The sequence below is a fragment of the Kribbella monticola genome, from assembly GCF_003261635.1.
Taxonomy (GTDB): Bacteria; Actinomycetota; Actinomycetes; order Propionibacteriales; family Kribbellaceae; genus Kribbella; species Kribbella monticola.
The window spans coordinates 467,895-492,972 of sequence record NZ_QFXK01000039.1 but is presented as its reverse complement, the minus strand read 5'-3'; the positions used below and the strand labels follow the sequence as shown (position 1 = coordinate 492,972).

Below are 25,078 nucleotides of genomic sequence, written 5' to 3'. Positions count from 1 at the left end.
CGGCCTGAGCCGCACTGGGCCGCAGAATGAAGGGGTGAGCGGAGAGATCGCGCCGTACGGCGGAGCAGGCGAGCGCATGATCCGCGTCCGCGCCCTCGTTGCGGGCGGCAACTTCGACATCGTGCTCGCGGTGATCGGATTGGCGATCACCCAGGCGCAGTTGGTCAGGCAGCCCGGCGGCTGGCTGGACGCCGCACTGCCTGTCCAGGTGTTCCTTGCCACCGCCCCAGCACTCCTCGCGATCCGGCGAGTGGATCCGGTGCTCGCATCGGCGGGGCTGGTCACCGGCGCTTACCTCTCGGTTCTGGTGAACAGAGGGGACTTCGACTACGTCCTGCTGATCGGCGGAGCGCTCGCCCTGTGGTCGCTGGCCTCGCGTTGCCGTGTGCGCACGGCCCTGCTGGCCGGGGCGGTGATCACGGCTGTCCCTGTGGTCGCCAGAGTCCGCTGGGGAGTGTTCGAGTCCGCGCTCTTTCCCTCGATCTACCGCCAGGTGGGAAACGACCCGCTGTGGGACGCGGCCGCGAGTGGGGGACCCTCCCTCGAGGACTACAACCGCGCGATGGCGTCGAGATGGCCGTGGTGGCTGTCAGTCGCGCTCTTCACGGTCTGTCTGCTCGCCCTGCTCTACCGACGCCTGCGCCGGACCGAGGTCGTCGAGCGCACCGTTTGGGAACGCATCGAGGACCTCCGTACCTTTCTGCTGACCACGGCCGCGCTCGATGCGGTGCTGGCGATGGTGACCACCTCGCTGATCCTGGCGGACCTGGGCCGGGACGTTGCCAGGGGCAACTGGTGGAGTGCGCCTGGCTGGATGCCGTACGCCATCGCCTTTTCCGCGCTCACGCTGGTCCAACGGCGCAAGTGGCCGGCCGTTCCGGTCGTGGTGCTCGCCATCGGCGCCTTGCTGTCCTACTGGCAGACCAGCACGAGCTGGAGCGTCCTCGTCGCGCTGTCGATCGCGCTCTTCACGATGGCGTCCGTGCGGCGAGTGAGGTACTCGATGCCGGTGGCCGCCGTCGTGCTGACTGCGCTGCCGGTGATCGCGGCGTTCGTTCGCTACCCGCAGATGGTGCTGATCTTTCCCGCGCTGAAGCATCAGCCGCAGACGTTCGGTGACCTGCACGATCCACCGGACAACAGGATCCACAACCTCGTCTACGAAGGGATTGTGGACCGGCAGTGGCCGATCACGTTGTCGCTGATCCTCGTTCTGCCGCTCTGTGCCGGTGTTCTGGCGCGGCTCTACCGGCGGAACCGGTCTGCCGCGGCGCGGGAAGCCGAGCTGGAGCAGCGGGCGGTGGAGCAGGACGCGGCCCAGGTGGTGCTGACCGAGCGGTCACACATCGCCCGGGATCTGCACGACGTCGTGGCGCACGCGGTGAATCTGATGGTCATCCAGGCGGAGACCGGACCTGATCTGCTGAAGCGAGGAGACGACGACGCGCTGGCGGGCTTCCAGCGGATCGGGGACGCCGGGCGCCGCGCGCTGGGCGAACTGGACCGGATGCTGTCGGCGCTGCGCGATGCCGAGGGTCTGCCCGACCCGGCGTTGACCCCTCAGCCCGGTCTCTCTGACCTCGGTCAGCTCGCGAAGGATCTGTCGGACCAGGGGCTGCCCGTCGAGTTGGAGCTGCGGGGTGGGACCGAAGGCGTTCCGGCGGGGATCCAGCTCACGGCGTACCGGCTGGTTCAGGAGGCGCTCACCAATGTCGCGAAGCACGCGAAGGCGGACGGTGCGAGGATCCTGGTCGAGCCCAGCGAGAGCGGTGTCGCGCTCAGGGTGGTCGACGACGGTCAGGGGTTCGATCCGGACAGCCGCCCGGAGGGCAGGCACGGCCTGACCGGTATGCAGGAGCGGGTCCGCATCCATGGCGGCACCTTGACCATCACCTCCAGCCCTGGCGCCGGTACGACGATCAGCGCCTGGCTGCCGGCCGGTGAGCGATGACCGCCGCCGAACAGACCACGACGACCAGCAGTACGCCGTCGACCGCGGGCCGCCGGGCGGTCGTCGTGGACCTTGCCCTGGCTGCCACCGGACTGGTGATCTCATTGGCCCGCGCCTGGCATCCAGCCCCCGGCTGGTCGTACGGCGATCTGCCGCTGGTGATCATGGTCGCGCTGGCGCCGGCACTGATCGCGCTGCGCCGGCTAGCCCCGATTCCGGTGGCTGTCGCCCTGATGGGCGCGGCTTTGGGCGCGTTGGTCCTGGGTACCTTCGACCCGGTTCTGATCGCCGGTTGCGCACTGGCCCTGTGGTCTGTCGCGGCACTGCGTCTGTGGCTGTCGGCGGCAGCTGCCGCCGCAGTGGTTGGCGTCCTCCCACTCCTCACGACTCGGGTCTGGGACAGGCTCGTACGGGATTCGTTCAGCCGTGTTTCGCAGCCGGGTCTGGTGCAGTACCAGGGCCAGGATCTGCCGGGCGTAAGCCACGGGATCGTTCCGGACGACTTCGAACGATTCCGCTCCCAGCACTGGCCTTGGTGGCTGTCAGCGGCTCTTGCCGCAGTCTGGCTGACAGCGGTCCTCGTACGCCGGAATCGGGGCGAGGCGCCGGCGATCGGAAGGCACGGGGCGCCAGGAGGCCGGCTGGAGAGCCTGCGACAGTTCGCAGCCCGGCGGGAGAACGTGCTGTGGCTCGACGCACTGCTGGCCGTCGTCATGACCGTCCTGCAATTGCTGGACATCCGCCGTGGTCAGGCGATGGGCAATTGGTGGGTGGCACCGGACTGGCTCATCTACACGATCGCGGCGATGCCGCTGAGCCTGGTGTTGCGGCGATATCTGCCGATGATCCCGTGCGTGGTGCTGGCGGCGGCCTGCATTCCGGCGTACTGGGCGAACGACGGCATCCCCTTCTTGCTGCTCGCGCTGGCTGTTGCGCTCTTCTCGTTGGCCTCGTACCGCAGGCCGCTGCTGGCGGTGCCGGTATCCGTCGTACTGCTTGCTGCCATGCCGGTGCTGAGTCGGCAGGCGATCGAGCACTACAAGATCCAGCTGTGGTTCTTGCCCGTCCTGACCCAGAACGTCGATCTCGACATCAGCTACGGGCACCCGTTGGACTACGGCTACGAATACCTCCGGGTGAGCCAGCGGGTCTGGCCGGTCTCGCTTTCCCTGGTGCTGGCGCTGGCGACCGTGCTCGGCCTGCTGGCGAGGGTCAATCGGCGTACGCGGGAGGGCGCGGCTCGCGAAGCCGAGCTGGAGCGGCGCGCGCTGGAGCAGGACGCGGCGCAGGTGGTGCTGACCGAGCGGTCGCACATCGCACGGGACCTGCACGACGTCGTGGCGCATGCGGTGAACCTCATGGTGATCCAGGCCGAGACCGGGCCCGATCTGCTGGGGCGGGGCGATGAGGAGGTGCTCGCCGGGTTCCAGCGGATCGGTGATGCCGGGAGGCGTGCTCTGGGGGAGTTGGACCGCATGCTCTCGGCCCTGCGGGACGCGGAGGGTTTGCCGGATCCAGCGCTCACCCCACAGCCAGGTCTGGCCGAGCTGCCGCAGTTAGTGAAGGACGTCTCGCATGAGCTCACGGTCGACCTCTCTCTGCACGGGGACACGGACAGCCTGCCTGCGGGGCACCAGCTCACGGCGTACCGGCTGGTGCAGGAGGCGCTGACCAATGTGGTGCGGCACGCCGGGGCCGAGCCGGTCACGGTGACCCTGGAGGTGCGGGGCGACGAGGCGGGCGTCGCGGTGCGGGTGGTCGATGACGGGCAAGGGTTCGATCCGGAGCGTCGCCCGGACGGCCGGCACGGACTGACCGGTATGCAGGAGCGGGTCCGTATCCACGACGGCACGTTGAGCATCAGCTCCAGCCCGGGATCCGGTACTACGGTCAGCGCGTGGCTGCCGGTGGGTGCGCGATGACCGTGGATGGCGGTGACGGTGAAGGAGACCGAGTGATCAAGGTGATGGTGGTCGACGACCAGGATCTGGTCCGGGACGGGATCTCGATGATCCTGGACGGGCAGCCGGACATCGAGGTGGTCGCACAGGCCGTCGACGGCGCCGACGCGCTGCACCAGGCGTCCGCCGTCCTGGATCTCGGCGTGGTCCTGATGGACGTCAGGATGCCGGTGATGGACGGTATCGAGGCCACCCGGCGGCTGGTCGGCCGGCCGAACGCGCCGCGGGTGCTGATCCTGACCACCTTCGACCTGGACGAGTACGTGTACGACGCGCTGCGGGCCGGGGCGAGCGGCTTCCTGCTGAAACGGTCCTCGCGGGACGAACTGATCAACGCGGTCCGGGTGATCGCCGACGGCGACGCCTTGCTGGCGCCACCGGTGACCCGGCGGCTGATCGACCGCTTCGCCGACAACCAGCTCGATCCCGCGATGGTGGCCCGCCTCGACGTCCTCACCGCCCGCGAACGCGAGGTCCTCGTACTGGTTGCCAAAGGCAACTCCAATGCCGAGATCGCCGCGGCCCTGCATCTCACCGAGCACACCGTCAAGACCCACGTCAGCCGCATGCTCACCAAAACCGGTCTCCGCGACCGGGTTCAGGCGGTCATCCTCGCCTACAACACCGGCCTCGTCTCAGCCGGCCAACCCAGCTAACAGGTCAAGATCGTGGCGGTGCCGTGCGATCAGCTGAAGGCCAACGGGGAGGCCGTCGGCGGTGAATCCGGCGGGCAGGCTGACGGCCGGGTGACCGCTGAGATTGAAGGCCCAGGTCAGGGCGACGCTGATCAGCTCGCCGGGTCCGTCGTGGCCATGCGGCGGGTTCGGGGTGGTCGGAGTCGCGATCAGGTCGGTCGTCCGGAAGATCGCTCGCAGCCGCCGGTCGTTGTCGGCGCGGATACCGGTCGGGTCCTCGCCGGTTCGGCCGAGACGCTGCCCGTTGTCCTCGCCGCCGCGGGCTCGTAACGACGTCCAGGCCGGTTCGGGATCGCGAAGCCGAACCACTGTCTCGACCTCATCGAGCCGGCCGTCCGCCACCAGCCGGTCCAGCGCCGCCCGGGCAACCGCCGCGATCCCAGGCACGGTTTGTGCGAACCCGAGGTCCGCCGACCACGTCACCCGCAGCGGCCCCGTCGGACCGCTCAGCGCCCCGGCTACGACCTGGAGATAGGTCAGCAGGTCGAGGGAAGTCCTCGCCAACGCACCGCCGACGGCCAGTCCGGTGCCGTCGCCGGTCGGGACCAGGCCGTTCGTCGGCTTCAACCCGATGACGGCGCACCATGCCGCCGGGATCCGGATCGAACCGGCTCCGTCGCTTCCGGTCGCCAGCGGCACCATCGACGTCGCCACTGCAACGGCCGACCCGGCTGACGATCCGCCTGGAACCAGCTCTGGATCGAACGGGTTCAGCGTCGGCCCGCGATCGGTCAGTCCCCACGTCTGCCACGGCGTACCAGGACCAGGCGTCGACGTCAGCCCGATCGGAACAGCACCGGCGGCCGCCAACTGCGCGACCTGCCTGGAGCCGGCGTTCTTCACCGCAATCGGTACGCCGAGAAGCGGGCGTCCGTCGGCATCAGCGGCGTCGATCGCCCGCGCCGTGGTCCGCGCTCGATCGGCCCACACCTCACGGAACGCACGAACCTCTCGATCGACCTGAGCTATCCGCCGCAGAGCCGCCTCGACGACCTCGAGCGCGGACAGCTCACCCGCGGCCACCGCAGTACCGATGGCAACCGCCGACAGCCGCTCGTACTCCTCGTCGGTCACCGCCTCACCGCGACTGCTCACCACCGTTGCGAGAGATGCCCGGCTCTTGCCTGCCGGCATTCGAGCGACCGTCGGCGGGCTGGTTGACCTGTTGGGCAACAGCACCGGCAGCCGGCGCCAGATTGCTGCGCGCTGCCATCTCACCGCGGGACAGATAGGCGACCTGGGGGACGGACCACGGATCGCGGCCGGGATCGACCTCCTGCCGCACGATCCGGTCCATCAGCACGGCCATCTCCACCGGACCGATGCCCCCGGGGACAGGGGTGATGTACTGCGGGATCTGCTGCGCGGAGGGAGCGATGTCGCCGGCGATCGAGCCGTCCGGCTGCGGCATGAACCCGGAGTCGACCACCAACCGGTGATGCGGCCGGATGTGCTCGTCGGTGAGCACGTGCGGGTTGCCGGTGGCTGAGACCACGATGTCGGCATTCCGGGTCCGGCGCAGGTCGTCGCCCGCGTCGAGGCTCTCCACTCGCAGACCGTCCTGCTGCAGCAACCGGACCACTCCACTGCCGACGAACCCCTGGCCGCCGACCACTGCGATCTTCGGATCGTCCTGCGCGAACGGCCGGACCACGCGGGTGATGCCGTCCGCCGTCGCGCAGGCCTGCTGCAGCGATCGATCACCGAGCAGACCGTCGATGTCCTTCTCGGGCGCGAGCCGCTGCACCAGCGGAGCCAGATGTGGGGGCGGTGGGTACTGCACGATGACGGCCGACGTCCGCGGGTCCGCGCTGTGCCGGTCGATCAGGGCCGCGAAGTCGGCCGCGCTGGTCCTTCCGGACAGCACCTGATGGTCGACCTGGTAACCCAGCTGCGAGAACGCCTTCTCCTTCTGTACCGCCGAGACCCGGGACGCCTCCATCCGGCGCTGCCACAGCCCCGGGTCGGTCTGTTCCGCGGCGAACCTGATCACTGCGACCTGCTTGTTCAGTGGCGCGATCTGGTCCCGGTACGGCGCGAGCTCGGCGCGGATCGAGCTCAGCAGCTTCCCTCCTGAGAGCTGCTGGGTGGGGCGGACGCTCATCAGGACGGAAGGTCCAGCGTCGCGAGCACCGCCCGTACGGGTTCGAGGCCCAATGAGCGGCTCAGGGTTTCCGTTTCGGTGGCGGACAGGAGGTGTTGGTCGGTCAGGTCGCTGTGCAGGCGGCTGCCGTCGGACCGGAGCTGTACCTCGGTGAGGGTCTCGGGTGCGCCGGCTGCGTCGTACGACGAGAAGTCGCCGTGGTGGGCGAGCCAGCGGACCGACGTCGGGTCCACCCCGAAGAGTGCGGCAGCCACCGTAGCGGCACCGGCGAAGTCGCTGACCAGACCGACGGCGTCCGGGTTCCCGGCCACCTCCGAAAGCACGATCACCGGTTGCTCGGATCCCGGCGGAACCACGAGGCGGCCGAGACAGTACGCCAACCCACCCGAACTGTGCTGCCAACGAACTACCGCCGGCTCTGCTGGTCGTCCATTCTCGCTGCTCACCCGGGAATCCTATTCGACGCCGGGGGCTCTCAGAGGTGGAGCCGCGACTGGCGGCTCCACCTCCGAGCGGGCTATTTCAGGCCGTAGGCCTTTGTTATCTGCTGGTCCAACTTGTTGCCGTCGGCATCGGCTGCGGTCAGCCGCAGCGACGGTGCGTGGCCGGACTGGGTGGCCGGATGCGTCACCGTGGTGGTGTAGTGGCCGTCGGCTGTTTTGGTCAGTGCGAGCTTGGTCCAGTGGGTGTTGTCGTAGGACAGCTCCAAGGCGGCCGTGGTGAACCTCGCGGTTGAGGTCGATCCTGCCTGGTGCCGTAGACCCAGTGTGAGCGTGATCGGCCGGCCGGTCGGCACCCGGTTGAGGTCATCGGTCTGCGGTACGTCGAGATCGGCGACCACCAACGGCATCACCTCGTCCTCGCCGCCGCGCGCCTTGAACGTCCAGCTGGAGTGGATCTGCGTGGAGTATTGCCAGAAGTCGGCTTCCCGCTGAGCATCCAGCGTGAACTTGTACTCCGCCGCGTCGGCCGGTACGTCGGCCCACAGCCCGGCCTCCTCGGACGTCGCCACCTCCACGCCGTTGCGCTCGAGCGAGGAGCTGTACTCCCCGTTGATGCCGAACACGTCGCTGAACTCGTCGGGTCCGTGCCGGAACGGGCTGATCGAGATACTCAGGCCCTCGTAGGCGCGGCCGACCCCGGCCGCCTCGGTCCGCTTCGCCGGCAGACCGCTGTTCTCGACCGGTGCGACCCACCGCATGCTGGTCCGCTCCCCGGCACGATAGGTGTGCGGCGGTGCGTTGACGGCCGCGCTCTCACCGCCGTTGTCGAGGATGACCAGACTCGACCACGGGAGCCGGTTCCCCAGTACGTACGACGTGCGGTGGAACGGAGCGCCGATGACCGGCACCAGCCAACCGCTGAAGTCGGTGCCGCCCGGCGTCCGGGCCGTCCGGGCTTCCGAGGTAGGCGTTCCGGCGGTGTGTGCGCCGAAGACCTCGTCCACCCGCGCGAACTGGTCCTGCCTGGCGTTGACACCGACCGTGGCCGGGATCTGGTTCGGCCACGCCTTGGCCAGGTCGTAGACCACCGGCGTCGAGGCGACTCCGGTGAGCCGCACGGTGACCGGCCCGGTCTTCAGTTGGTCGAGCAGTTTCTGCGCGGCGACCCGAGTCGTCCGCGCGGCCGGGATGGTCGCATCCGGTGCGTCGCCGTACACCCAGTACGGCCCGACGCCACCTTGACCGGCACGGTCGGGGTTGTAGATCAGGGCCGCGGCGGCGCCGGCGCGCTCCGCCGCCTTGACCAGTTCGCCGACGGGGCGAGGATCGCTGTCGACGTAGCGAATCAGTGCCAACTTGCCTCGGGCACCATCCAGTTCGCCCGGGTTCGCAGCGCCCGCATCGGCCAGGCCGAGGGTCTTCGTTCCCGTGAGCCGCGGTCCGAAATAGAAGTCGAGCACGGTGAACGCGTCGCCGCCGATCACCTTCGCCCGGAACGGCGGGATCTCCAGCCGGGCCGAGGCCGCGAACTCGCTGGTCCCGGTGACCGGCTTCGCGGTCGGCGTGGCGCCGAGGATCCGGGCCGCGCCGGTCACCTCGACTCCGGTCGCGCCGGTGATCATCCCGTCGGTGTTCTTCCGGGAGTAGACGATGGCGCGCTGGCGTGCGGTCAGCTCGGGGTGGCCCTGCACGCTGGTCGGCACAGGATTGGCCCGCCGGGCGTCGAGCGTCACCGTGGTGTCCTTGGTGAGCGTCGTCTCCGGACCGGTGACGACATCGATCTTCTCCAGCTCCGCGTCGGTCGCGGCCGTGAAGAAGGTGGACATCGCCTGGTACTTGCCGGGTGGGATCCGGAGCGTCGCCGTACCGTTCACCATCCGTACGCCGAACGGACCCAGGTCGAGCGGCGGTCCGTCCAGACGGCTGACCGCCAGGCTCGCGGTGGCCGGGCTGCCGTCGCGGTTGATGCCCTTGACCGTCAGGTTGTACAGCTCCGGTTCGGCGTACCAGCCGAAGGTCGTCACGATGGGGTCCGCTCCGGCCGCGGTGGCGGTGACGCGTCCCGAGAAGAATCCGGTTCCGCCGGCAGCACGGTCGGCAGTCACGGTCACCTTGGCCTCCCCACCAGCCGGTACTACGAGTTGGCTGCTGCTGAGCTCGGGAGTCGCAGCGACCGGATCCACGGAAGCTGCGAGGTCCAACGTCACCGCAGTACTGCCTGGGTTGCGGTAGGTGAGTTCGCGGCTGACCTTGTCCGAGGCGGGGTAGGGCCAGCGCAGTACGCCGAGCTCGAGCTCGCCGGTGTCGACGGTGACGCTGTCGTCGGTGGCCTGGTCGGCGTCGACGCGGCCGGCGCCTTGCTCGTCGACCTTGCTGCCGGGCTGCGGGTCGGCCGTCGAGATCAGGCGCGCCTTGAGCTGGGCGGCCTTCCAGTCCGGGTGGGCCTGCGCGACCAGTGCGGCCGTTCCGGCGACGTGCGGTGTTGCCATCGACGTACCGGACAGGGTGGTGTAGTTGTCGTCGACCGGGTCGCCGAGGCTGGTGCCGGCGGCGCGGGCGGCGACGATGCCGGTACCGGGAGCAGAGATCTCCGGTTTCAGCGCACCGTCGCCCTTACGCGGACCACGGCAGGACGTGTCGTTCAGCGATCCGTCGCGCTGAAGGTTGCCCACGGCAAGGGCATCGTCGGCCGCGGCGGGACTGGAGACGGTCTGCGGTTCCGGGAAGAAACAGTTGCCTGCGGCAATGACAAAGAGAGCGCCGCTCTGCCGGCTGATCCGGTTGACGGCCTGCGAGAGATCGTCGGTGCCGTCGCTCGGGTCGCCGCCGAGGCTCATGTTGATCACGGAGGCACCCTGGGCGGCGGCCCATTCCATCCCGGCGATGATGCCCGAGAAGTCACCCAGGCCGTAGTCGTCGAGAACCTTGCCGTTCAGCAGGGTCGCGTCGGGGGCGACACCCTTGTACTTGCCACCCGAGGCCGCGCCGTTGCCGGCGGTGATGCTGGCGACATGTGTGCCGTGACCGTAGTGGTCGACGGTGTCCGGCGCATCGGAGAAGTTCTCCGTCGCGCCGATCCGGCCGGCCAGGTCCGGGTGGGTGGGGTCGATGCCGGTGTCGAGGATGGCGACCTTGACGCCCTTGCCGGTCAGGCCGCGCTGCCAGGCGGCCGGCGCGCCGATCTGGGGGACCGACTGGTCGAGACTGGCCTTGACCTGCCGATCGAGCGAGACACGCTGGACGGTCCCGGCGACCCGGCTGGTCGCGCCCGGCGTGAGCGAGCGCCAGAAGTCGGTCGCGGCGGTCTTGGTGACCTTGGCGGCCTTGGCACCGATGCTGGACAGCAATCGGGTCGACGCCGCGCCGGGGATCGCGGTCTGCTTGGCTCGTACGCCGGCCGCGTCACCGGCGTACCGGATGATCACCGGCATGGTCTTGGAGTGCTCGTCGTCGCGGTGCTCGGCGATCAGCATTGTCACGTCGAACAGCGTGCGGTCGAGCCGGCCGGAGGCGACGTCGGCGACCGCTGCCGACGGTACGACGTACGTGTGGCCGCTCTGGTAGGTGATGGTCGCCGCGTCCGATCGGCTGCCCTTGGCCGGCTCGAAGACGACCTGTGCGGGCTGACCGGGCCGGGGCGTGACCCGGACCCGGTCGCCGGTGATCAGCGTGACGCGGGTTCCGCCGGGAGTCGGGTCGGCGGGAGACGGTGGCCGGGGCGGCGCCCCGAGGGCGGGGATGGTGACAGCGCTCAGCACCAGGCCGAGACTCACCACCGGTGGGATCCAGCGTTTGGACGGCAAGAGGTCCTCCAGGCAGGCGGAAACAGCACTTGCCCTGAAGGACGGTGGGATCACCTCGGAAGGTTCGCTTTTCGAATCCCTTCGAAATGGTTGCCGGCGAACCGGCAACCATCCGACGTCACTTCAGTCCGTACGCCTTGGTCACCTCCTGCTGCAGCTTGCCGCCGGAGGAGTCCGTGGCGGTGAGCCGGAGCGAGGGCGAGGTGCCTGCCTTCGCCGCCGGGTGGTTCACCGTTGCGCGGTACCGGCCGGGCGCTGTCTTTTCGAGCGGTACCGGGGTCCAGGTCGTCCCGTCGTAGGAGATCTCGAGGCTCGCGCTGGTGAACGCCGACCCCTTCGGCCCCGTCTGGTGCCGGAGGCCGAGGGTGACGGAGACCGGTACGCCGGTCTGGACCCGGTTGAGGTCGTCGGCCTTCGGTACGTCGAGGTCGGCCAGGACGAGCGGCATCACCTCGGTCGCCGAACCGCTCGACCTGAACGACCACACCGACTGCACCCGGGTCGAGTACTTCCAGTCCTCGAACTCGCGCCGCGTGTCCAGGCTGACCTTGTAGTCGGCGGCCTCGGCCGGGGCGTCGATCGCGGTGGCCGCGCCTTCTCGAGTATCGGCGACCTGAACGCCGTTCCGGTCCACGGTCAGCCGGCTCTGGTCGAACTGGGCGAACGAGCCGCCCGAGACCTCAGGCCCGTGACCGAAGGGACTGAGAGCGACCTGCAGTTCTCCCTCCTCCTGGTGGACTCCCAGCCAGTCGTGCGGCGTCGCAGGCAGTCCGCTGTTCGCGACCGGCATCGTCCAGCCGACCGACGACCTGGCGCCCGGCTGGTACCTGCGCGGGCTCGTCATCGCCTCGAAATAGGCGGACCCGTCGCCATGCCCCTGAATGATGTGTCCTGACCACCGAACCTCGTTCGCCAGCAGGTACGACGTCCGCCGGGCAGGCGCCTTGAACAGGGGCAGCGCGGAGCCCACGCTGGTGATCCCCGCAGGGGAGTAACCCCACCGGTACTCCTGGATGTTGTTGTCCGGGACATGGGAACCGAACGTCTCGTCCACCCGGGCCAGCCGGCTCGGATCGACCGCGACCCGGAGATCGGCGGGGATCCGGTTCTTCCACGGGACCATCAGGTCGTAGACGACCGGCGAGGCCGCCACACCGGTCAGCCGCACCTGCACCGGGCCGGTCTTCAACCGGGCGAGCAAATCCTGCGCGGCAACTCTCGTCGTCCGCAGCACGGGAATCCTGGTGTCGTCCTGCCAGCCGCTGATCCGGTAGTCGTCCGGCGCCACCCCGGCGAGATCCTGGTCGTAGAACAGCACCGCCGCGGCGCCGGCCTGCTGGGCCGCGAGCACCAGATCACCGCTGAGCGGCGTACCGGTCCACGCGATCATCGCGAGCTTGCCGGCCGCCCCGGCGAGCTCGTCCGGAGTACCCGTGCCCGCGTCGTACAGGGGCAAGGTCTTCGTCCCGGTCAGCCGCGGAGCGAACGACATCTGGTACGCCGGGAAGCCGGTGCCGTCGACCCGTGCCTGGTACGGCGGAACCTCCAGCCTGGCGACCGAGCTGAACTCGGAGCTGCCGCTGGTGGTCGCCGGTGTCGGCGTGGCGAACATGTCGTTGGTCTCCGACGCGTACACCGACAGGGACTCGATCACCTCGCCGGCCGCGTTCTTGCGGAGGTTGATCAGCTCGTGGCTCCTGGGCGACAGCCCGGCGCGTCCGCGGACACTGAAGGAGACCGGCTTGGCGAGCCGGGCGTCGAGCGTGACGGTGGTGTCAGTGGTGACGCTGGTCTCGGGACTGACCAGCAGGATCACCTGCCGCTGCCGCGCATCGGTGGCAGGGTCGACGTAGGCGCCGCTGACCGCGTACTTCCCCGGTGGTACCCGGACCGTGACGGTTCCGTTCCTCAGCCGCGGGCTGCTCTCCGATCCCAGCGGCGGACCGTCGAGTCGGGTCAGGATCAGATCGGCGTCGGCGGGCCCACCACTGCGCAGCACGCCCTTGATGGTGAGGTTGTGCAGTTCCGGCTCGGCGACCCAGCCGATGAGCGTGACGAGCGGATCGGCACCCGCCGCGGTCGCGGTGATCCGGCCGGAGAACGCGCCGGTACCGCCTCCGGCTCGGTCAGCGGTGACGGTGACCTTCGCGCTGCCATGCGCCGGTACGACGAGTTGCGAGGTACTCAGCTTCGGTGTCGCCTTCGCCGGCTCCAGCGATGCGGCGAGTTGCAGCGTCACCGGCGTACCAGTCGGGTTGCTGTAGCTGAGTTCGCGGCTGACCGGATCGGTGGCCGGGTACGGCCAGGCGAGTCTGCCGAGGTCGAGTTTGGCGGTGTCGACCGTGACGCTGTCGTCGGTCGACTGGTCGGCGTCGACGCGGCCTGCGCCCTGTTCGAACACGCCGCTACCGTCCTGCGGGTCGGCGGTGGAGATCAGCCTGTTCTTGAGCTGGTCCGCCTTCCAGTCGGGGTGGGCCTGGGCGATCAGGGCCGCCGTACCGGCGACGTGCGGGCTCGCCATCGACGTACCGGACAGCGTTGTGTAGAAGTCGCCGACCGGGGTGCCGATGGTGGTGCCCTCCGAGCGCGCGGCGACGATGTCGGTGCCGGGGGCGGAGATCTCCGGTTTGAGCGCACCGTCGCCTGCGCGCGGGCCACGGCAGGAGGTGTCGTTGACCGACCCGTCGCGCTGCAGGTTGGCGACCGCGAGCGCGGCATCGGCCGAAGCCGGCGCCGACACCTGGCCGGGGCCGGAGTCCCAACAGTTGCCGGCGGCAATGACCATCAGCATGCCGGTGTCGTGGCTGATCCGGTTGACCGCCAGCGAGAGTTCGTCGGTCCCGTCGCTCGGGTCGCCGCCGAGGCTGAGGTTGGCGATCGTCGCACCTTGGGCCGCGGCCCACTCCATCCCGGCGATGATGCCCGAGGTACTGCCGTTGCCGTAGTCGTCGAGTACCTTGCCGATCAGCAACGTGGCGTCAGGTGCGACGCCTTTGTACTTGCCGCCGGAGGCCGCGCCGGTACCGGCTGCGATGCTGGCGACGTGGGTGCCGTGCCCGTAGCGGTCAGCGGTGTCGGTGGAGTCGGAGAAGTTCGCCGTCGCCGCGATCCGGCCGGCGAAGTCGGCATGCGTCTGGGCCTCGCCGGGCGCTTTGCCGGTGTCCAGGCCGGTGTCGAGAACTGCGATCTTGACGCCCTTGCCGGTCAGGCCGCGCTGCCACGCCGCCGGGCCGCCGATCTGCGGCACGCTCTGGTCCAGGGACGCCTTGTACTGCCGGTCGAGGGTGACGCGCTGGATCGTGGCTGCCACCCGGTCGGAGGGGCCGGGCGTGAGCGATGCCCAGAAGTCCGCGATGGCGTTCTTCGGTACCGAGGTGGCCCGGGCGCCGATGCTGGTCAGTACGCGCGCCTTCGCGCCTCCTGGTACGACGCCCTGCCGGGCCCGGCCGAGGGCGGTCGCCGGGCTCCCGGCGTACCGGATGATGACCGGGACGGTTGCGCTGCCGGCGTCGTCGCGATGCTCCGCGATCAAGGTGGTGACGTCGAACAGGGTGCGATCGAGGCGGCCGGAGAGCACATCCGCCTCGGCCGCTGACGGAACCACCACTGTGTGGCCGGCGACGAACGAAGTGACCGCGGCGGTCGATCCGCTGCCACGGCCCGGCTCGAAGACGATCTGGTCGGGCCGGCCCGGCACCGAGGTGACGCTGACATGGTCACCGGTGATCAGGGTGAGCCGGACCAGCTTCGAGGCGGCGCCGGCTTGGGCAGCTGGGGTCGGTCGGGACGGAGGGCTGGCGCCGGCCGGGACGGCGGCGAGGTTCAGGACCACGGCCAGCCCAACGGCGGCGGCGGTCCAGCGGATGGGTCGCAAAGCAGTCTCCTGAGGACGGAAATGGGTTCACAGCGGAGACGGAAGGAGCGGGCCGATTCGTTCGCATCGGGCGGAAATCGCTCGCTGACCCTGAGATCTCCCCCAGGTTCGGCAAAGTTGAGTGGAATGGACTCAACCTTGGATACGTTGTATCTGGTGATCGCTGTTTTTTGAGTGGAAAGGCTGGAACCAGATGGACGTTCAGCGGTTGACGACGCTGGCCCGGGAAACCCTGTCGGTCGCGATCCGTCAGACCTCCGCGGCGGGCAATCCGACCGTGGAACCGATTCACCTGCTGTCGGCGTTGCTCGCGCAGCCCGAGGGGACCACGATCGGTCTGCTCGAGGCCGCCGGAGCCGACCTCGACGCGGTACGCCGCCGTACGGCGGAGCAGCTGACCCGGCTGCCCAAGGCCAGCGGTGGCAGTGTGCAGGCGCCCAGCCTGTCCCAGAAGACGAGCGACGTGCTGAACCAGGCGGAGCAGCGGGCGCTGGGGCTCGGGGACGAGTTCGTCTCCACCGAGCACCTGCTGATCTCGCTGGCGACCGTCGAGGGTGTCGCGAAGAGTGTTTTGGATGTAACTCCGGATGCATTGCTGCAGGCGTTCGACGCCGCGCGCGGGAACCGGCGGATCACTTCGCCCGAGGCGGAGGGGACGACCAAGACGCTGGAGAAGTACGGCGTCGACCTGACCGAGCGCGCTCGCGAGGGCAAGCTCGACCCGGTGATCGGCCGTGATTCCGAGATCCGGCGCGTGGTGCAGGTGCTGTCCCGGCGTACGAAGAACAACCCCGTGCTGATCGGTGAGCCCGGCGTCGGTAAGACCGCCGTCGTCGAGGGCCTCGCGCAGCGGATCGTGGCCGGTGACGTGCCGGAGTCCCTGCGCGGGCGCCGGCTGATCAGCCTCGACCTCGGCGCGATGGTCGCGGGCGCGAAGTACCGGGGTGAGTTCGAGGAGCGGCTGAAGGCCGTGCTGACCGAGATCAAGGAGTCCGGCGGCCAGGTCATCACCTTCATCGACGAGCTGCACACCGTCGTGGGCGCCGGCGCGTCCGGCGAGGGCGCGATGGACGCGGGCAACATGCTGAAGCCGATGCTGGCCCGCGGCGAGCTCCGGATGATCGGTGCCACCACGCTCGACGAGTACCGGACCCGCATCGAGAAGGACCCGGCGCTGGAGCGACGCTTCCAGCAGGTGTTCGTCGGCGAGCCGTCGGTCGAGGACTCGATCGCGATCCTGCGCGGTCTCAAGGAGCGCTACGAGGCGCACCACAAGGTCGCCATCTCCGACTCCGCGCTGGTCGCCGCGGCCACGCTGTCCAACCGGTACATCTCCGGCCGGCAGCTGCCCGACAAGGCGATCGACCTGGTCGACGAGGCGGCCTCACGGCTGCGGATGGAGATCGACTCGTCTCCGGTCGAGATCGACTCGCTTCGCCGTACGGTCGACCGGCTGAAGATGGAGGAGCTCGCGCTGTCCCGCGAGGAGGACGCCTCGTCGCAGGAGCGGCTGGCCCGGCTGCGGGCCGACCTCGCCGACCGCGAGGAGGAGCTGCGCGCGCTCGAAGCCCGCTGGGAGAAGGAGAAGTCCGGCCTGAACCGGATCGGTGAGATCAAGGAGCGGATCGACGAGCTCCGCGGCCAGGCCGAGCGGGCCCAGCGCGAGGGCGACTTCGAGACCGCGTCGAGGATTCTGTACGGCGACATCCCCGAGCTGACCAAGGAACTCGAGGAGGCCTCGGAGGAGCCGGCGGCGGCCGAGACGGCCGACGCGATGGTGAACGAGGAGGTCGGGCCCACCGAGATCGCCGAGGTGATCGCGATGTGGACCGGGATCCCGACCGGCCGGCTGCTCGAGGGCGAGACCGGCAAGCTGCTCCGGATGGAGGACGAGCTCGGTCGCCGGCTGATCGGCCAGCGCGAAGCGGTGAAGGCCGTCAGCGACGCCGTACGCCGGGCGCGCGCGGGCATCTCGGATCCGGACCGGCCGACCGGGTCGTTCCTGTTCCTCGGCCCGACCGGTGTCGGCAAGACCGAACTGGCGAAGGCGCTGGCCGACTTCCTGTTCGACGACGAGCGGGCGATGGTCCGGATCGACATGTCGGAGTACGGCGAGAAGCACAGCGTCTCGCGGCTCGTCGGTGCTCCTCCGGGGTACGTCGGCTACGAGGAAGGCGGTCAGCTGACCGAAGCCGTCCGGCGCCGCCCGTACTCCGTGATCCTGCTGGACGAGGTGGAGAAGGCGCATCCCGAGGTCTTCGACATCCTGCTGCAGGTGCTCGACGACGGCCGGCTGACCGACGGCCAGGGGCGTACGGTCGACTTCCGCAACGTCATCCTGGTGCTCACCAGCAACCTCGGTTCGGCGTACCTGGCGGACATGTCGATCGACGACACGCTCAAGCGCGACCAGGTGATGAACGTGGTCCGGCAGTCGTTCAAGCCGGAGTTCATCAACCGGCTGGACGAGATCGTGCTGTTCGACGCGCTCGGCAGCGAGGAGCTGACCAAGATCGTCGGGCTGCAGATCGTCGGCCTGCAGAAGCGCTTGACCGACCGGCGGATCACGCTCGACGTCGGTGACGACGCGATGGAGTGGCTGGCGCTGACGGGGTACGACCCGGTCTACGGCGCTCGTCCGCTGCGCCGGCTGGTGCAGTCCGCGATCGGCGACGAACTCGCCCGCGGCCTGCTCTCCGGAGCCATCCGCGACGGCGATACCGTGCACGTCCGGCTGAACGAGGCCAAGGACGCGCTCGAGGTCACCTCGGCCTGACGCATCGACGGCCGGGATCCTGCTTGCCGGGGTCCCGGCCGTTCTGCGCGGCTGTGGTTGGGGCGATCTGGGAGGATCGGGGCAAGCGGCGCGGCCGGCGCGCCGGCGGAAGGATCTCCAGGCAATGAGCGACCAGTACGGCGAGCAGCAGCCGCCGCGCGACCCGGATCGACCCGGCCCGTACCAGGGGGTCTTCGGTGGTCAGTCGCCGTTGCCGGGATCGCCGGCGCAGCCCGGCTTGCAGCGGCCCAATCCGTACTCGCAGGTGCACGCGGGGCCGCCGAAGCAGGTGATCATCGCGTCGGTGATCTCACTCGCGCTAGGGGTGCTCACGATCCTGCTCGGCCTGTTCGCGTTGACCTCGGCCGGGCGGCCGATCACGCAGACGCTGACCGGCGACGAAAACGCGCAGAACGTGGTGCTGGTCGCGGCCGTGATCTGCAGCGCCGCTTACATCCTGCCGGCGATCTTCATCCGCAAACAGCGCCCGTGGGCCCGGACGATGCTGATCGTCGTCGCCGTCTTCGGCATCGCCGGCAGCATCACCGCACTCCCCGGCGGCCTGCTCGGCCTCGGACTCCACCTCGCCCTGCTCGTCCTGATGCTGCAGACCCCCACCAAACTCTGGTTCCTGGAGGCACGACGCTGATGGAGATCTGGATCAACCCCGCCTGCTCGAAATGCCGAACCGCCACCGCGGCCCTCGACGAAGCAGGCATCTCCTACACCGTCCGCCGCTACCTGGACGACCCTCCCACCCCCGAGGAACTGTCGGACGTCATCACCCGCCTCAACCTCGACCCCTGGCACCTAGCCCGCCTGAACGAACCAGCCGCCGCCCTGGTAGCCGACCTCCCCCGCGACGAGGCCCACCGCGCCGACTGGATCAGGCTGATGTCCGCCAACCCCACCCTCATCCAACGCCCCATCATCACCACCGACGACAACACCACCGTAGTAGCCCGAGACCCCGAAACCCTGGCCACGGTTCTCAAGACCCCTTGAAAACAAGGCCTCTTAATCTGCCCCAACCTGCCCCGGAAAGCCCTGGGAATGTCGCCCGCCAGACGGTGAGTCCTGCTGCATCATCCCTTGATGCCCAGCACGCCCCCACCTCTTTTCACCCTCTCCGCCTGGATCGACGAGTCGCTCATCATCGACAGTCGCGATGTCCCGGACACGTACATGATGGCGGCGGTGGTCGCCGATCAAGACGACTGCGAAGACTTGCGAGCCACCATGCTCGACCTCGTCGTACGTCCAGGAGTGCGACTTCACTGGGTCGCCGAATCAGCCAAGCGCCGTGATCTGATCGCCCACCAGATCAGCACGCTGGACATCGCTGCCATCGTGGCAATCGGTGCTCCGATGGACAGATCTAGGCAAGAGCGGGCGCGACGGTGCTGTCTGGAGTGTCTCCTGTATGAGCTCGACAAATTCGGGGTATCCCGGGTCTGGTTGGAGTCGCGGGCGGCAGCGCAGGACCGGCGCGACCTGAGGCTGGTCGACAGCGCGCGGTACAAGGGCCTGATCTCGCGAGAGCTGTCGGTCGACTTCGCTCAGCCAGTCCAGGAGCCGATGGTCTGGTTGCCGGATGCGGTGGCCGGTGCCGTGGCGGCGGCACGGCGGGGAGAGCCGAGATGGCTGCTGATGCTGTCCGAGTCGGTCGACGTCCGCGAGGTGAGAGTGCGCTAGGAAGCGCGAAAGCTGGGCCCCTTCATTCCGGAGGGAATCCCAGCTTCACTTCTCCACAAGGTGCCCTAGGGAGCTGATGTAAGTCTTGCACAGGGGCGGAGGGTGTGTCATGCCGTTCGGGAATCTGCCCCGGGATGCCCGTGGATGCCCTCAGAGTTTGGTGAGGCGGGACAGGGCTTCTTCTAGTACGTGGGTTTGTTTGCAGAAGGCCCAGCGGACCAAGGGGCGGCCGGCGTCCACGTTGTCGTAGAAGACCTGGTGGGGGATGGCTACTACGCCGGTTTTCTCGGGGAGCATGCGGCAGAAGTCGACGCCGTCGGTATAGCCGAGGGGGCGGACGTCGGTGGTGACGAAGTAGGTGCCCTGCGGGCGGTGGACGCCGAAGCCGAGGGATGCCAGGCCGTCGCAGAGCAGGTCGCGTTTGGCTTGCATGGTGGACCGCAACACATCGAAGTACTCGTTGCCCAAGGCAAGCGCTCCGGCGACGGCGGGCTGGAACGGGGCGCCCGAGACGTAGGTGAGGAACTGTTTGGCCGTGTTCACCGCGGTGACGACGGCCGGGCTGCCGGTGACCCAGCCGATCTTCCAGCCGGTGACCGAGAACGTCTTGCCCGCGCTGCCGATCGAGACGGTGCGCTCGGCCATTCCGTCGTACGCCGTGAGCGGGTGGTGCTGGAGTCCGTCGAAGATGAGGTGTTCGTAGACCTCGTCGGTGATGACGACCAGGTCGTGTTCGACTGCCAGAGCGGCGATCCCGCGGAGTTCGGTGTCGTTGAGGACGGTACCGGTGGGGTTGTGCGGCGAATTGATCAGCAGCACCTTCGTCTTCGGCGACACGGCGGCGCGCAGCTCGTCGAGGTCGAGCCGGAAGTCAGGAGCCCGCAAGGTGACCGGCACCCGATGACCGCCGGCCATGGCGATGCAGGCGGCGTACGAGTCGTAGTACGGCTCAAGAGCGATCACCTCGTCGCCCGGCTCGACGTACGCGAGCAGTGAGGCGGCGATCGCCTCGGTGGCGCCGGTGGTGACGAGCACCTCGGTGTCGGGGTCGTACGTCAGCCCGTAGAAGCGCTGCTGGTGGTCGACGATCGCCTGGCGCAAGGCAGGAATCCCGCGGCCGGGCGGATACTGGTTCGCGCCGGCCCGGATCGCGGCGATCGCGGCCTCCAGCAGTGAGTCGGGTCCGTCGGTATCGGGGAACCCCTGACCGAGGTTCACCGAGTTCGTCCGGACCGCGAGCGCCGACATCTCGGCGAAGATCGTCGTCCCGAGTCCCTGCAACCGCTGAGCGTGATCGCGCATACCTGCGACCCTAACTGCTTCTCACGGTTCGTCGATGGGAACTTCGGTGTTGACCATGCGGTGGAGCCAGGCGCGGGCCGCTTCGCGGTCGGCGGGGCTGAAGTCTGCTTCGAGTTCCTCTTCGACGGCCCGTACGGCGGGGGTCGCGGCCGCGAGCCGGGTCTTGCCAGCGGCGGTGAGGTGGACGAGCTGGGAGCGGCGGTCGTTCGGGTTGGCCTGGCGTTCGATCAGGCCGGCACGTTCCATCCCGGTGATCAGCTCGTTGGCGGACTGCCGGGCGGTGCCGACCTTGCGGCCGATCTCGGCGATGGTGCAGCCCGGCTGGTGGCTCAGGATCAGCAGCGTTCCGTACTGCGGGACGGACAGCTCGTGCTCCGCGAGCGCGGCCGCGACGGCCGACCGCATGCTCAGCCAGGCGTGCCGCACCAAGAAGGTGACGCAACTGTCTTCGTCGACGTAGCTCATGCCGCCATTCTGCCCGGGATCCGGAACGACCAGAAAAGACCAGGAACACCCTCGCTTCGCTCGGGGTGGTGTGAGTGAAACACCCTCGCTTCGCTCGGGGTGGTGGGAGGAACACCCGCGCTTCGCTCGGGGTGGTGGGAGGAACACCCGCGCTTCGCTCGGGGTGGTGGGAGGAACACCTTCGCTTCGCTCGGGGTGGTGGGAGGAGCACCTTCGCTTTGCTCGGGGTGGTGAGGGATGATTGACAGGTTCCTGACGATCGTGGCACGCTCGTCGCGTCAGGAACCTGTCAATCATAGGGAGTCGACGTGGACCTTGTCGATCACCGGCGGCAGCGCCGGATCCTTTCCATCCTCGTCGTGTCGGCGATCCTGATCTGGATCGACTCGACCGTGCTCGGCATCGCGCTGGAACGCCTGGCCGACCCGGTGCACGGACTCGGCGCCACCCCGAACCAGCTGCAATGGGCGCTCGGGATCTACTCGCTCTTCTTCGCCACCGCCCTGTTCGCCGCCGGCGCGCTCGGCGATCGCTACGGCCATCGGACCGTGCTGATGATCGGTATGGCGGTCTTCGGCGCCTCCTCGGCCTGGGCCGCCTGGTCGACCGGGCCGGTCTCGCTGATCCTCGCCCGCGCACTGATGGGGATCGGCGGCGCGATGATCATGCCGACGTCGATGGCGATCATCGGCGCCACCTTCCCGCCCGAGCGCCGCGCCGGTGCGATCGCGGCCTGGTCGTCCTCGGCCGGCGTCGGGGTCGCAACGGGTCCGGTACTCGGCGGCCTGCTGATCGACCATTTCTGGTGGGGTTCGGTCTTCCTCATCAACCTGCCGCTGGTCGCCGCCGGCCTGGTCGGCGCCGCGCTCGTCGTACCCAACCCGCGTAGCCCACAGCGGCGGCGGCTGGATCCGCTCGGCCTCGGCCTGTCCACCCTCGGCTTGCTCGGGGTCGCGTACGGCCTGATCGAAGGCGGTCAACGCGGCGGCTGGAGTCGCTGGCAGGTCTGGGGCAGCATCGCGGCCGGCGTCGTACTGATCTCCGCGTTCCTCTTCTCGGAGTGGAAGGAGAAGCAGCCGAGCTTCGATCCGCGGCTGTTCCGCAACCGGCGGTTCGCGGCCGGCAACTTCGCGCTCGCGGCCTTGTTCCTCACGATCACCGGGCAGAGTCTCTATGTCACTTTCTATTTGCAAGGCGCCCGCGGCATGACCGCACTGCATGCCGGTCTGCTTTCGTTGCCCGGGGCACTCGGTGTCGTCATCGGCGCCCCGCTCGGAGCCCGGTTGGCCCGCCGCTTCAGTATCGCGGCGGTCTCCGGTACTGCGCTGGCCGTGTTCGCGTTCTGCCACGCGATGAACCTGACCTACGTGATCGACACCCCGCTGATCTGGTTCTGCCTGGTCGGATTCGTCGCCGGTACTGCGATCGGCGCCGCCGTCGCGCCGACCTCAGCGGCGATCATCGCGGCCCTTCCGGTCGACCGGATCGGCGCCGGATCGGCCGTGAACAACGCGATCCGCCAGGTCGCGAGCGTTCTCGGCGTCGCCGTACTCGGCACGATCCTCTCGAACGTCTACCAGCATTCGATCGCGCCATCGCTGGCCGATCTTCCTGCCGGAGTACGTGAAAACGCCGCAGGCTCGGCCGAAGCGACCCGGCGTACGGCGGTTGCGCTCGGCCGGCCCGAGTTGGTCCACGCGGCCAACGACGCCTTCATCCACTCGATGCACGTCGCCGCCGCGACAGCCGCCATCTGTGCGTTCGTCGGCGCGATCGTGATCATCGTCGCCTTCCGAGCGCGACGCAGTACGGCGGTCGGCGAGCCCACCACGCTGGAGCCTGCCGCTGTCGAAGGCTGATCAAGCAGTGCGGTGGATGGGGGGCGAATCCACCGCACTGCAAGGGGTTACGGCCAAGGGCTGGGCGCTGGCGGCGGCACCACCGGCGGCCGGTCCTCACAGTGGCCGGGTGCACCGGCATCGGCCGTCCAACCCCCGTCGTTGCTGTCCCCGATCAGCCGTACGTCGAACTCCGGCGTACCCGTGAAGTGGAAAGTGCCGCAGTTGTTGACGAACGGCGCACCCACGTTGCGTGCGTCCACGTTCTCGAAGCTGGCGAAGCCGCCGACCCGGGCGTTGACCACGTTGGTCCCGGTGCCGTCCACCTTGATGTTGCGAAAGGCAACGTTCGTCAGCGAATAGGTGTCCTTGACCGGCCAGTCGACCACGAACATGATCGCGTTGTACGTCGAGTCGAGGAACGAACTGTCGGTGACCTCGATCTTGCCGGACATGTCCGACTGCAAGGCGTACAGCCAGATCGAGCCGAGGCCGAGGTCCCAGTTGAGATCGCGTGGGCCGCCGCGGACGGTGGTGTTCCGGGCGAACGACAACGTTCCTTCGAACGGTGTCGCGTTGAACCGCGAGCCCGCGTGCAGGGTGCTGCCCTCGCGGATCGGGTCGGCGACCAGGTTGTCGGTGACCGCGTTGTCCTTGCCGCCGTAGATCGCGATGTCGTTCGCCAGGACGGGCGTCTGCACGGTGTTGTGGTCGTAGACGTTGTCGTGGTTGGCCAGTCCGTCGGGGTTGGCCTCGGACCACATCGCGAGCCCGTCGTCGCCGCTGTTGCGGACGAAGTTGTTGGTCGCCCGGACGTGCGAGACACCCAGGTGGAGATTCATCCCGTCGGCGACCGCGTCGGTGATGATGTTGTTGCGGATCAGCAGCCCGTCCATCGGGCCGTCCAGCCAGATGCCGACCTTGGTGTGGTGCAGATAGAGGTTCTCGATCGTCGAACCGCCGCCGATCGAACCGCCGATCCCGTTCACCTGGTCGGTGTCGATCCGCTCGCGGACGTCGCTTTCGATCGCGAAGTCCTTGAGGTGCACGTTGGTGCTGCCGCCATCAGTTGCGTACTTGCCGTAGAAGCCGGGTGCGCTGTGCACCGACTTGTCCGGCGCGGGCTCGGCGAGTGGAAGCACCTTGCCCTTGATGATCGTCCACCAGTTCCCGGCGCCTTGCACGGTGACCTTGTCGACCACGATGTGTCGGTTCACCTGGTACGTACCGGGAGGGATGTAGACGGTCCAGCCGAGCTTCTTCGCGAGCGCGATGGTGCGGTCGATCGCCGGCGCCGCGTCGTACCGGCCGGTCGGGTCGGCGCCGAAAAGCCTTACGGACAAGGACTTCCGGGGCTGCTTGATCGGTGCCGCGACCTGCTCGAAGTCGGCGACGTCGAGCACGGTCCAGGCGGCGGGGGAGTTGGCGGGGAGTTGGAAGCGGACCTTGTCACCGGCCTGGTACGTCTTGCCGAGGAGCAGGCGCTGCTCGTCGTAGAAGTGGTTCGGCCGGAAGGGCTTCGCGACCGGGTCCGGTTCAGGCTTCCACCAGCCGGGGATCGGGTCGACATTCGGGTCGTTGGAGAACGGATACATGCCGTAGAGCCACGCGTACTCGGACGTCAGCGTCATCGTCTGCTTGTGCTTGCCGTTGACGGTCACGTCCAAGGGCGCGCGCAGACCACCACCGGACGCTGTGTCGGGAATGCTGTAGCGCAGGGTCAACGCGTTGGCAGCTTGCGACAAGGTGAACTCGACGTACTGTCCGGGCGTGGTCAGCCGTACTGCGGTACGCCCGGAAGCCTCGGCCGGCAAGGTGTAGGCCTCACGGCCGGGACCGAGTTTCTCGCCGGTGGTGGCAGCGTTCTCCGCCTCTTGCTCGACGAACGGGACAGTTGCCCCGCGGCCTTTCACCAGGACGGGATCGAGCCCCGCTCTGGTGATCTTCGGGGGTGTGGTCGCGACGGGTGCGGCGGTCGGGTAAGCCGCGGCCGTCAAGGCGGCGGTGGAGAGTAGGGCGCCGACTGCCAGGCTGCTCACTGCGAGCCGGCGTCGGGACAAGGGCTGGTGGGACACGGGCGACATCCCCCTCAACTGAACGGCCGTACCTGCTCATCGAGGTACGGCAGGCGTCACCGCTTGGGCCCGGACGATACGCATCCGGATGATTCC

At 68.7% G+C, this 25,078-nt stretch carries 16 protein-coding genes; 8 read left to right on the top strand and 8 right to left on the bottom strand.

Features of this window, described 5'->3' with window-relative positions; translation table 11 throughout:
- Nucleotides 1-34 precede the first annotated feature (34 nt).
- From DIZ26_RS33765 to DIZ26_RS33755, 3 genes are read left to right on the top strand one after another with little or no spacing between them, the layout of a single operon-like run.
- Nucleotides 35-1,951 carry a sensor histidine kinase gene (locus DIZ26_RS33765; RefSeq protein ID WP_198676406.1) on the top strand — a complete coding sequence of 639 codons (1,917 nt, stop codon included), beginning with the start codon at nucleotides 35-37 and terminating at the stop codon, nucleotides 1,949-1,951.
- The gene (locus DIZ26_RS33760) at nucleotides 1,948-3,873 is read left to right on the top strand and encodes a sensor histidine kinase (protein WP_112248597.1); all 1,926 of its coding nucleotides are present in this window, start codon (nucleotides 1,948-1,950) and stop codon (nucleotides 3,871-3,873) included. Before DIZ26_RS33765 ends, DIZ26_RS33760 begins: the two co-directional genes overlap by 4 nt.
- Nucleotides 3,849-4,568 carry a response regulator transcription factor gene (locus DIZ26_RS33755; protein WP_332872751.1) on the top strand — a complete coding sequence of 240 codons (720 nt, stop codon included), beginning with the start codon at nucleotides 3,849-3,851 and terminating at the stop codon, nucleotides 4,566-4,568. The genes DIZ26_RS33760 and DIZ26_RS33755 overlap by 25 nt, the downstream gene beginning before the upstream one ends.
- On the opposite strand, the gene DIZ26_RS33750 is transcribed toward DIZ26_RS33755, so the two are convergent.
- The 5 genes from DIZ26_RS33750 to DIZ26_RS33730 all read right to left on the bottom strand — a co-directional run bounded on the left by DIZ26_RS33750 (nucleotide 4,548) and on the right by DIZ26_RS33730 (nucleotide 14,831).
- The gene (locus DIZ26_RS33750; RefSeq protein ID WP_112248596.1) at nucleotides 4,548-5,741 is read right to left on the bottom strand and encodes an amidase; all 1,194 of its coding nucleotides are present in this window, start codon (nucleotides 5,739-5,741) and stop codon (nucleotides 4,548-4,550) included. The two genes, DIZ26_RS33755 and DIZ26_RS33750, sit on opposite strands and share 21 nt — an antisense overlap.
- Complete coding sequence (locus DIZ26_RS33745; protein WP_112248595.1) at nucleotides 5,686-6,711, bottom strand: tetrahydrofolate dehydrogenase/cyclohydrolase catalytic domain-containing protein; 1,026 nt, start codon at nucleotides 6,709-6,711, stop codon at nucleotides 5,686-5,688. The genes DIZ26_RS33750 and DIZ26_RS33745 overlap by 56 nt, the downstream gene beginning before the upstream one ends.
- Nucleotides 6,711-7,157, bottom strand: a complete 447-nt coding sequence (locus tag DIZ26_RS33740; protein ID WP_157979890.1) for a hypothetical protein — start codon at nucleotides 7,155-7,157, stop codon at nucleotides 6,711-6,713. The genes DIZ26_RS33745 and DIZ26_RS33740 overlap by 1 nt, the downstream gene beginning before the upstream one ends.
- Nucleotides 7,158-7,228: 71 nt before the next feature.
- Complete coding sequence (locus tag DIZ26_RS33735) at nucleotides 7,229-10,957, bottom strand: S8 family peptidase (RefSeq protein WP_232828784.1); 3,729 nt, start codon at nucleotides 10,955-10,957, stop codon at nucleotides 7,229-7,231.
- 118 nt (nucleotides 10,958-11,075) lie between these two features.
- On the bottom strand, nucleotides 11,076-14,831 hold the full coding sequence (locus DIZ26_RS33730; protein ID WP_232828783.1) for a S8 family peptidase: 3,756 nt from the start codon (nucleotides 14,829-14,831) through the stop codon (nucleotides 11,076-11,078).
- A 193-nt stretch (nucleotides 14,832-15,024) separates the two neighbouring features.
- Between DIZ26_RS33730 and clpB the strand changes: the two genes are divergently transcribed.
- From clpB to DIZ26_RS33710, 4 genes are all read left to right on the top strand, one after another.
- Entirely contained in the window at nucleotides 15,025-17,607 is a 2,583-nt protein-coding gene (gene clpB / locus DIZ26_RS33725; RefSeq protein ID WP_112248592.1) for an ATP-dependent chaperone ClpB, read from the top strand.
- Nucleotides 17,608-17,731: 124 nt separating this feature from the next.
- Entirely contained in the window at nucleotides 17,732-18,256 is a 525-nt protein-coding gene (locus tag DIZ26_RS33720; protein ID WP_112248591.1) for a hypothetical protein, read from the top strand.
- On the top strand, nucleotides 18,256-18,612 hold the full coding sequence (locus DIZ26_RS33715) for an ArsC/Spx/MgsR family protein (protein WP_112248590.1): 357 nt from the start codon (nucleotides 18,256-18,258) through the stop codon (nucleotides 18,610-18,612). Before DIZ26_RS33720 ends, DIZ26_RS33715 begins: the two co-directional genes overlap by 1 nt.
- Before the next feature lie 90 nt (nucleotides 18,613-18,702).
- Nucleotides 18,703-19,302, top strand: coding sequence for a hypothetical protein (locus DIZ26_RS33710; RefSeq protein WP_112248589.1), 600 nt, complete (start codon nucleotides 18,703-18,705; stop codon nucleotides 19,300-19,302).
- 150 nt (nucleotides 19,303-19,452) lie between these two features.
- Here the strand turns inward: DIZ26_RS33710 and DIZ26_RS33705 are convergent, their stop codons facing one another.
- Complete coding sequence (locus DIZ26_RS33705) at nucleotides 19,453-20,604, bottom strand: pyridoxal phosphate-dependent aminotransferase (protein ID WP_112248588.1); 1,152 nt, start codon at nucleotides 20,602-20,604, stop codon at nucleotides 19,453-19,455.
- A 21-nt stretch (nucleotides 20,605-20,625) separates the two neighbouring features.
- On the bottom strand, nucleotides 20,626-21,069 hold the full coding sequence (locus tag DIZ26_RS33700; protein WP_112248587.1) for a MarR family winged helix-turn-helix transcriptional regulator: 444 nt from the start codon (nucleotides 21,067-21,069) through the stop codon (nucleotides 20,626-20,628).
- Between the two features lie 308 nt (nucleotides 21,070-21,377).
- Between DIZ26_RS33700 and DIZ26_RS33695 the strand changes: the two genes are divergently transcribed.
- A complete protein-coding gene (locus DIZ26_RS33695; protein ID WP_198676405.1) occupies nucleotides 21,378-22,928 on the top strand; it encodes an MFS transporter in 1,551 nt (516 codons plus the stop codon).
- Between the two features lie 47 nt (nucleotides 22,929-22,975).
- On the opposite strand, the gene DIZ26_RS33690 is transcribed toward DIZ26_RS33695, so the two are convergent.
- Nucleotides 22,976-24,991 (bottom strand): glycosyl hydrolase family 28-related protein, encoded by a 2,016-nt coding sequence (locus DIZ26_RS33690; RefSeq protein WP_112248586.1) that lies wholly within the window; start codon nucleotides 24,989-24,991, stop codon nucleotides 22,976-22,978.
- Nucleotides 24,992-25,078 lie beyond the last annotated feature (87 nt).

Coding starts and splice junctions, on each gene's coding strand:
- DIZ26_RS33760 (WP_112248597.1), top strand. CDS start 1,948: ATGACCGCCGCCGAACAGACCACGACGACCAGCAGTACGCCGTCGACC.
- DIZ26_RS33750 (WP_112248596.1), bottom strand. CDS start 5,741: ATGCCGGCAGGCAAGAGCCGGGCATCTCTCGCAACGGTGGTGAGCAGT.
- DIZ26_RS33745 (WP_112248595.1), bottom strand. CDS start 6,711: ATGAGCGTCCGCCCCACCCAGCAGCTCTCAGGAGGGAAGCTGCTGAGC.
- clpB (WP_112248592.1), top strand. CDS start 15,025: ATGGACGTTCAGCGGTTGACGACGCTGGCCCGGGAAACCCTGTCGGTC.
- DIZ26_RS33720 (WP_112248591.1), top strand. CDS start 17,732: ATGAGCGACCAGTACGGCGAGCAGCAGCCGCCGCGCGACCCGGATCGA.
- DIZ26_RS33715 (WP_112248590.1), top strand. CDS start 18,256: ATGGAGATCTGGATCAACCCCGCCTGCTCGAAATGCCGAACCGCCACC.
- DIZ26_RS33710 (WP_112248589.1), top strand. CDS start 18,703: ATGCCCAGCACGCCCCCACCTCTTTTCACCCTCTCCGCCTGGATCGAC.
- DIZ26_RS33705 (WP_112248588.1), bottom strand. CDS start 20,604: ATGCGCGATCACGCTCAGCGGTTGCAGGGACTCGGGACGACGATCTTC.
- DIZ26_RS33700 (WP_112248587.1), bottom strand. CDS start 21,069: ATGAGCTACGTCGACGAAGACAGTTGCGTCACCTTCTTGGTGCGGCAC.
- DIZ26_RS33690 (WP_112248586.1), bottom strand. CDS start 24,991: ATGTCGCCCGTGTCCCACCAGCCCTTGTCCCGACGCCGGCTCGCAGTG.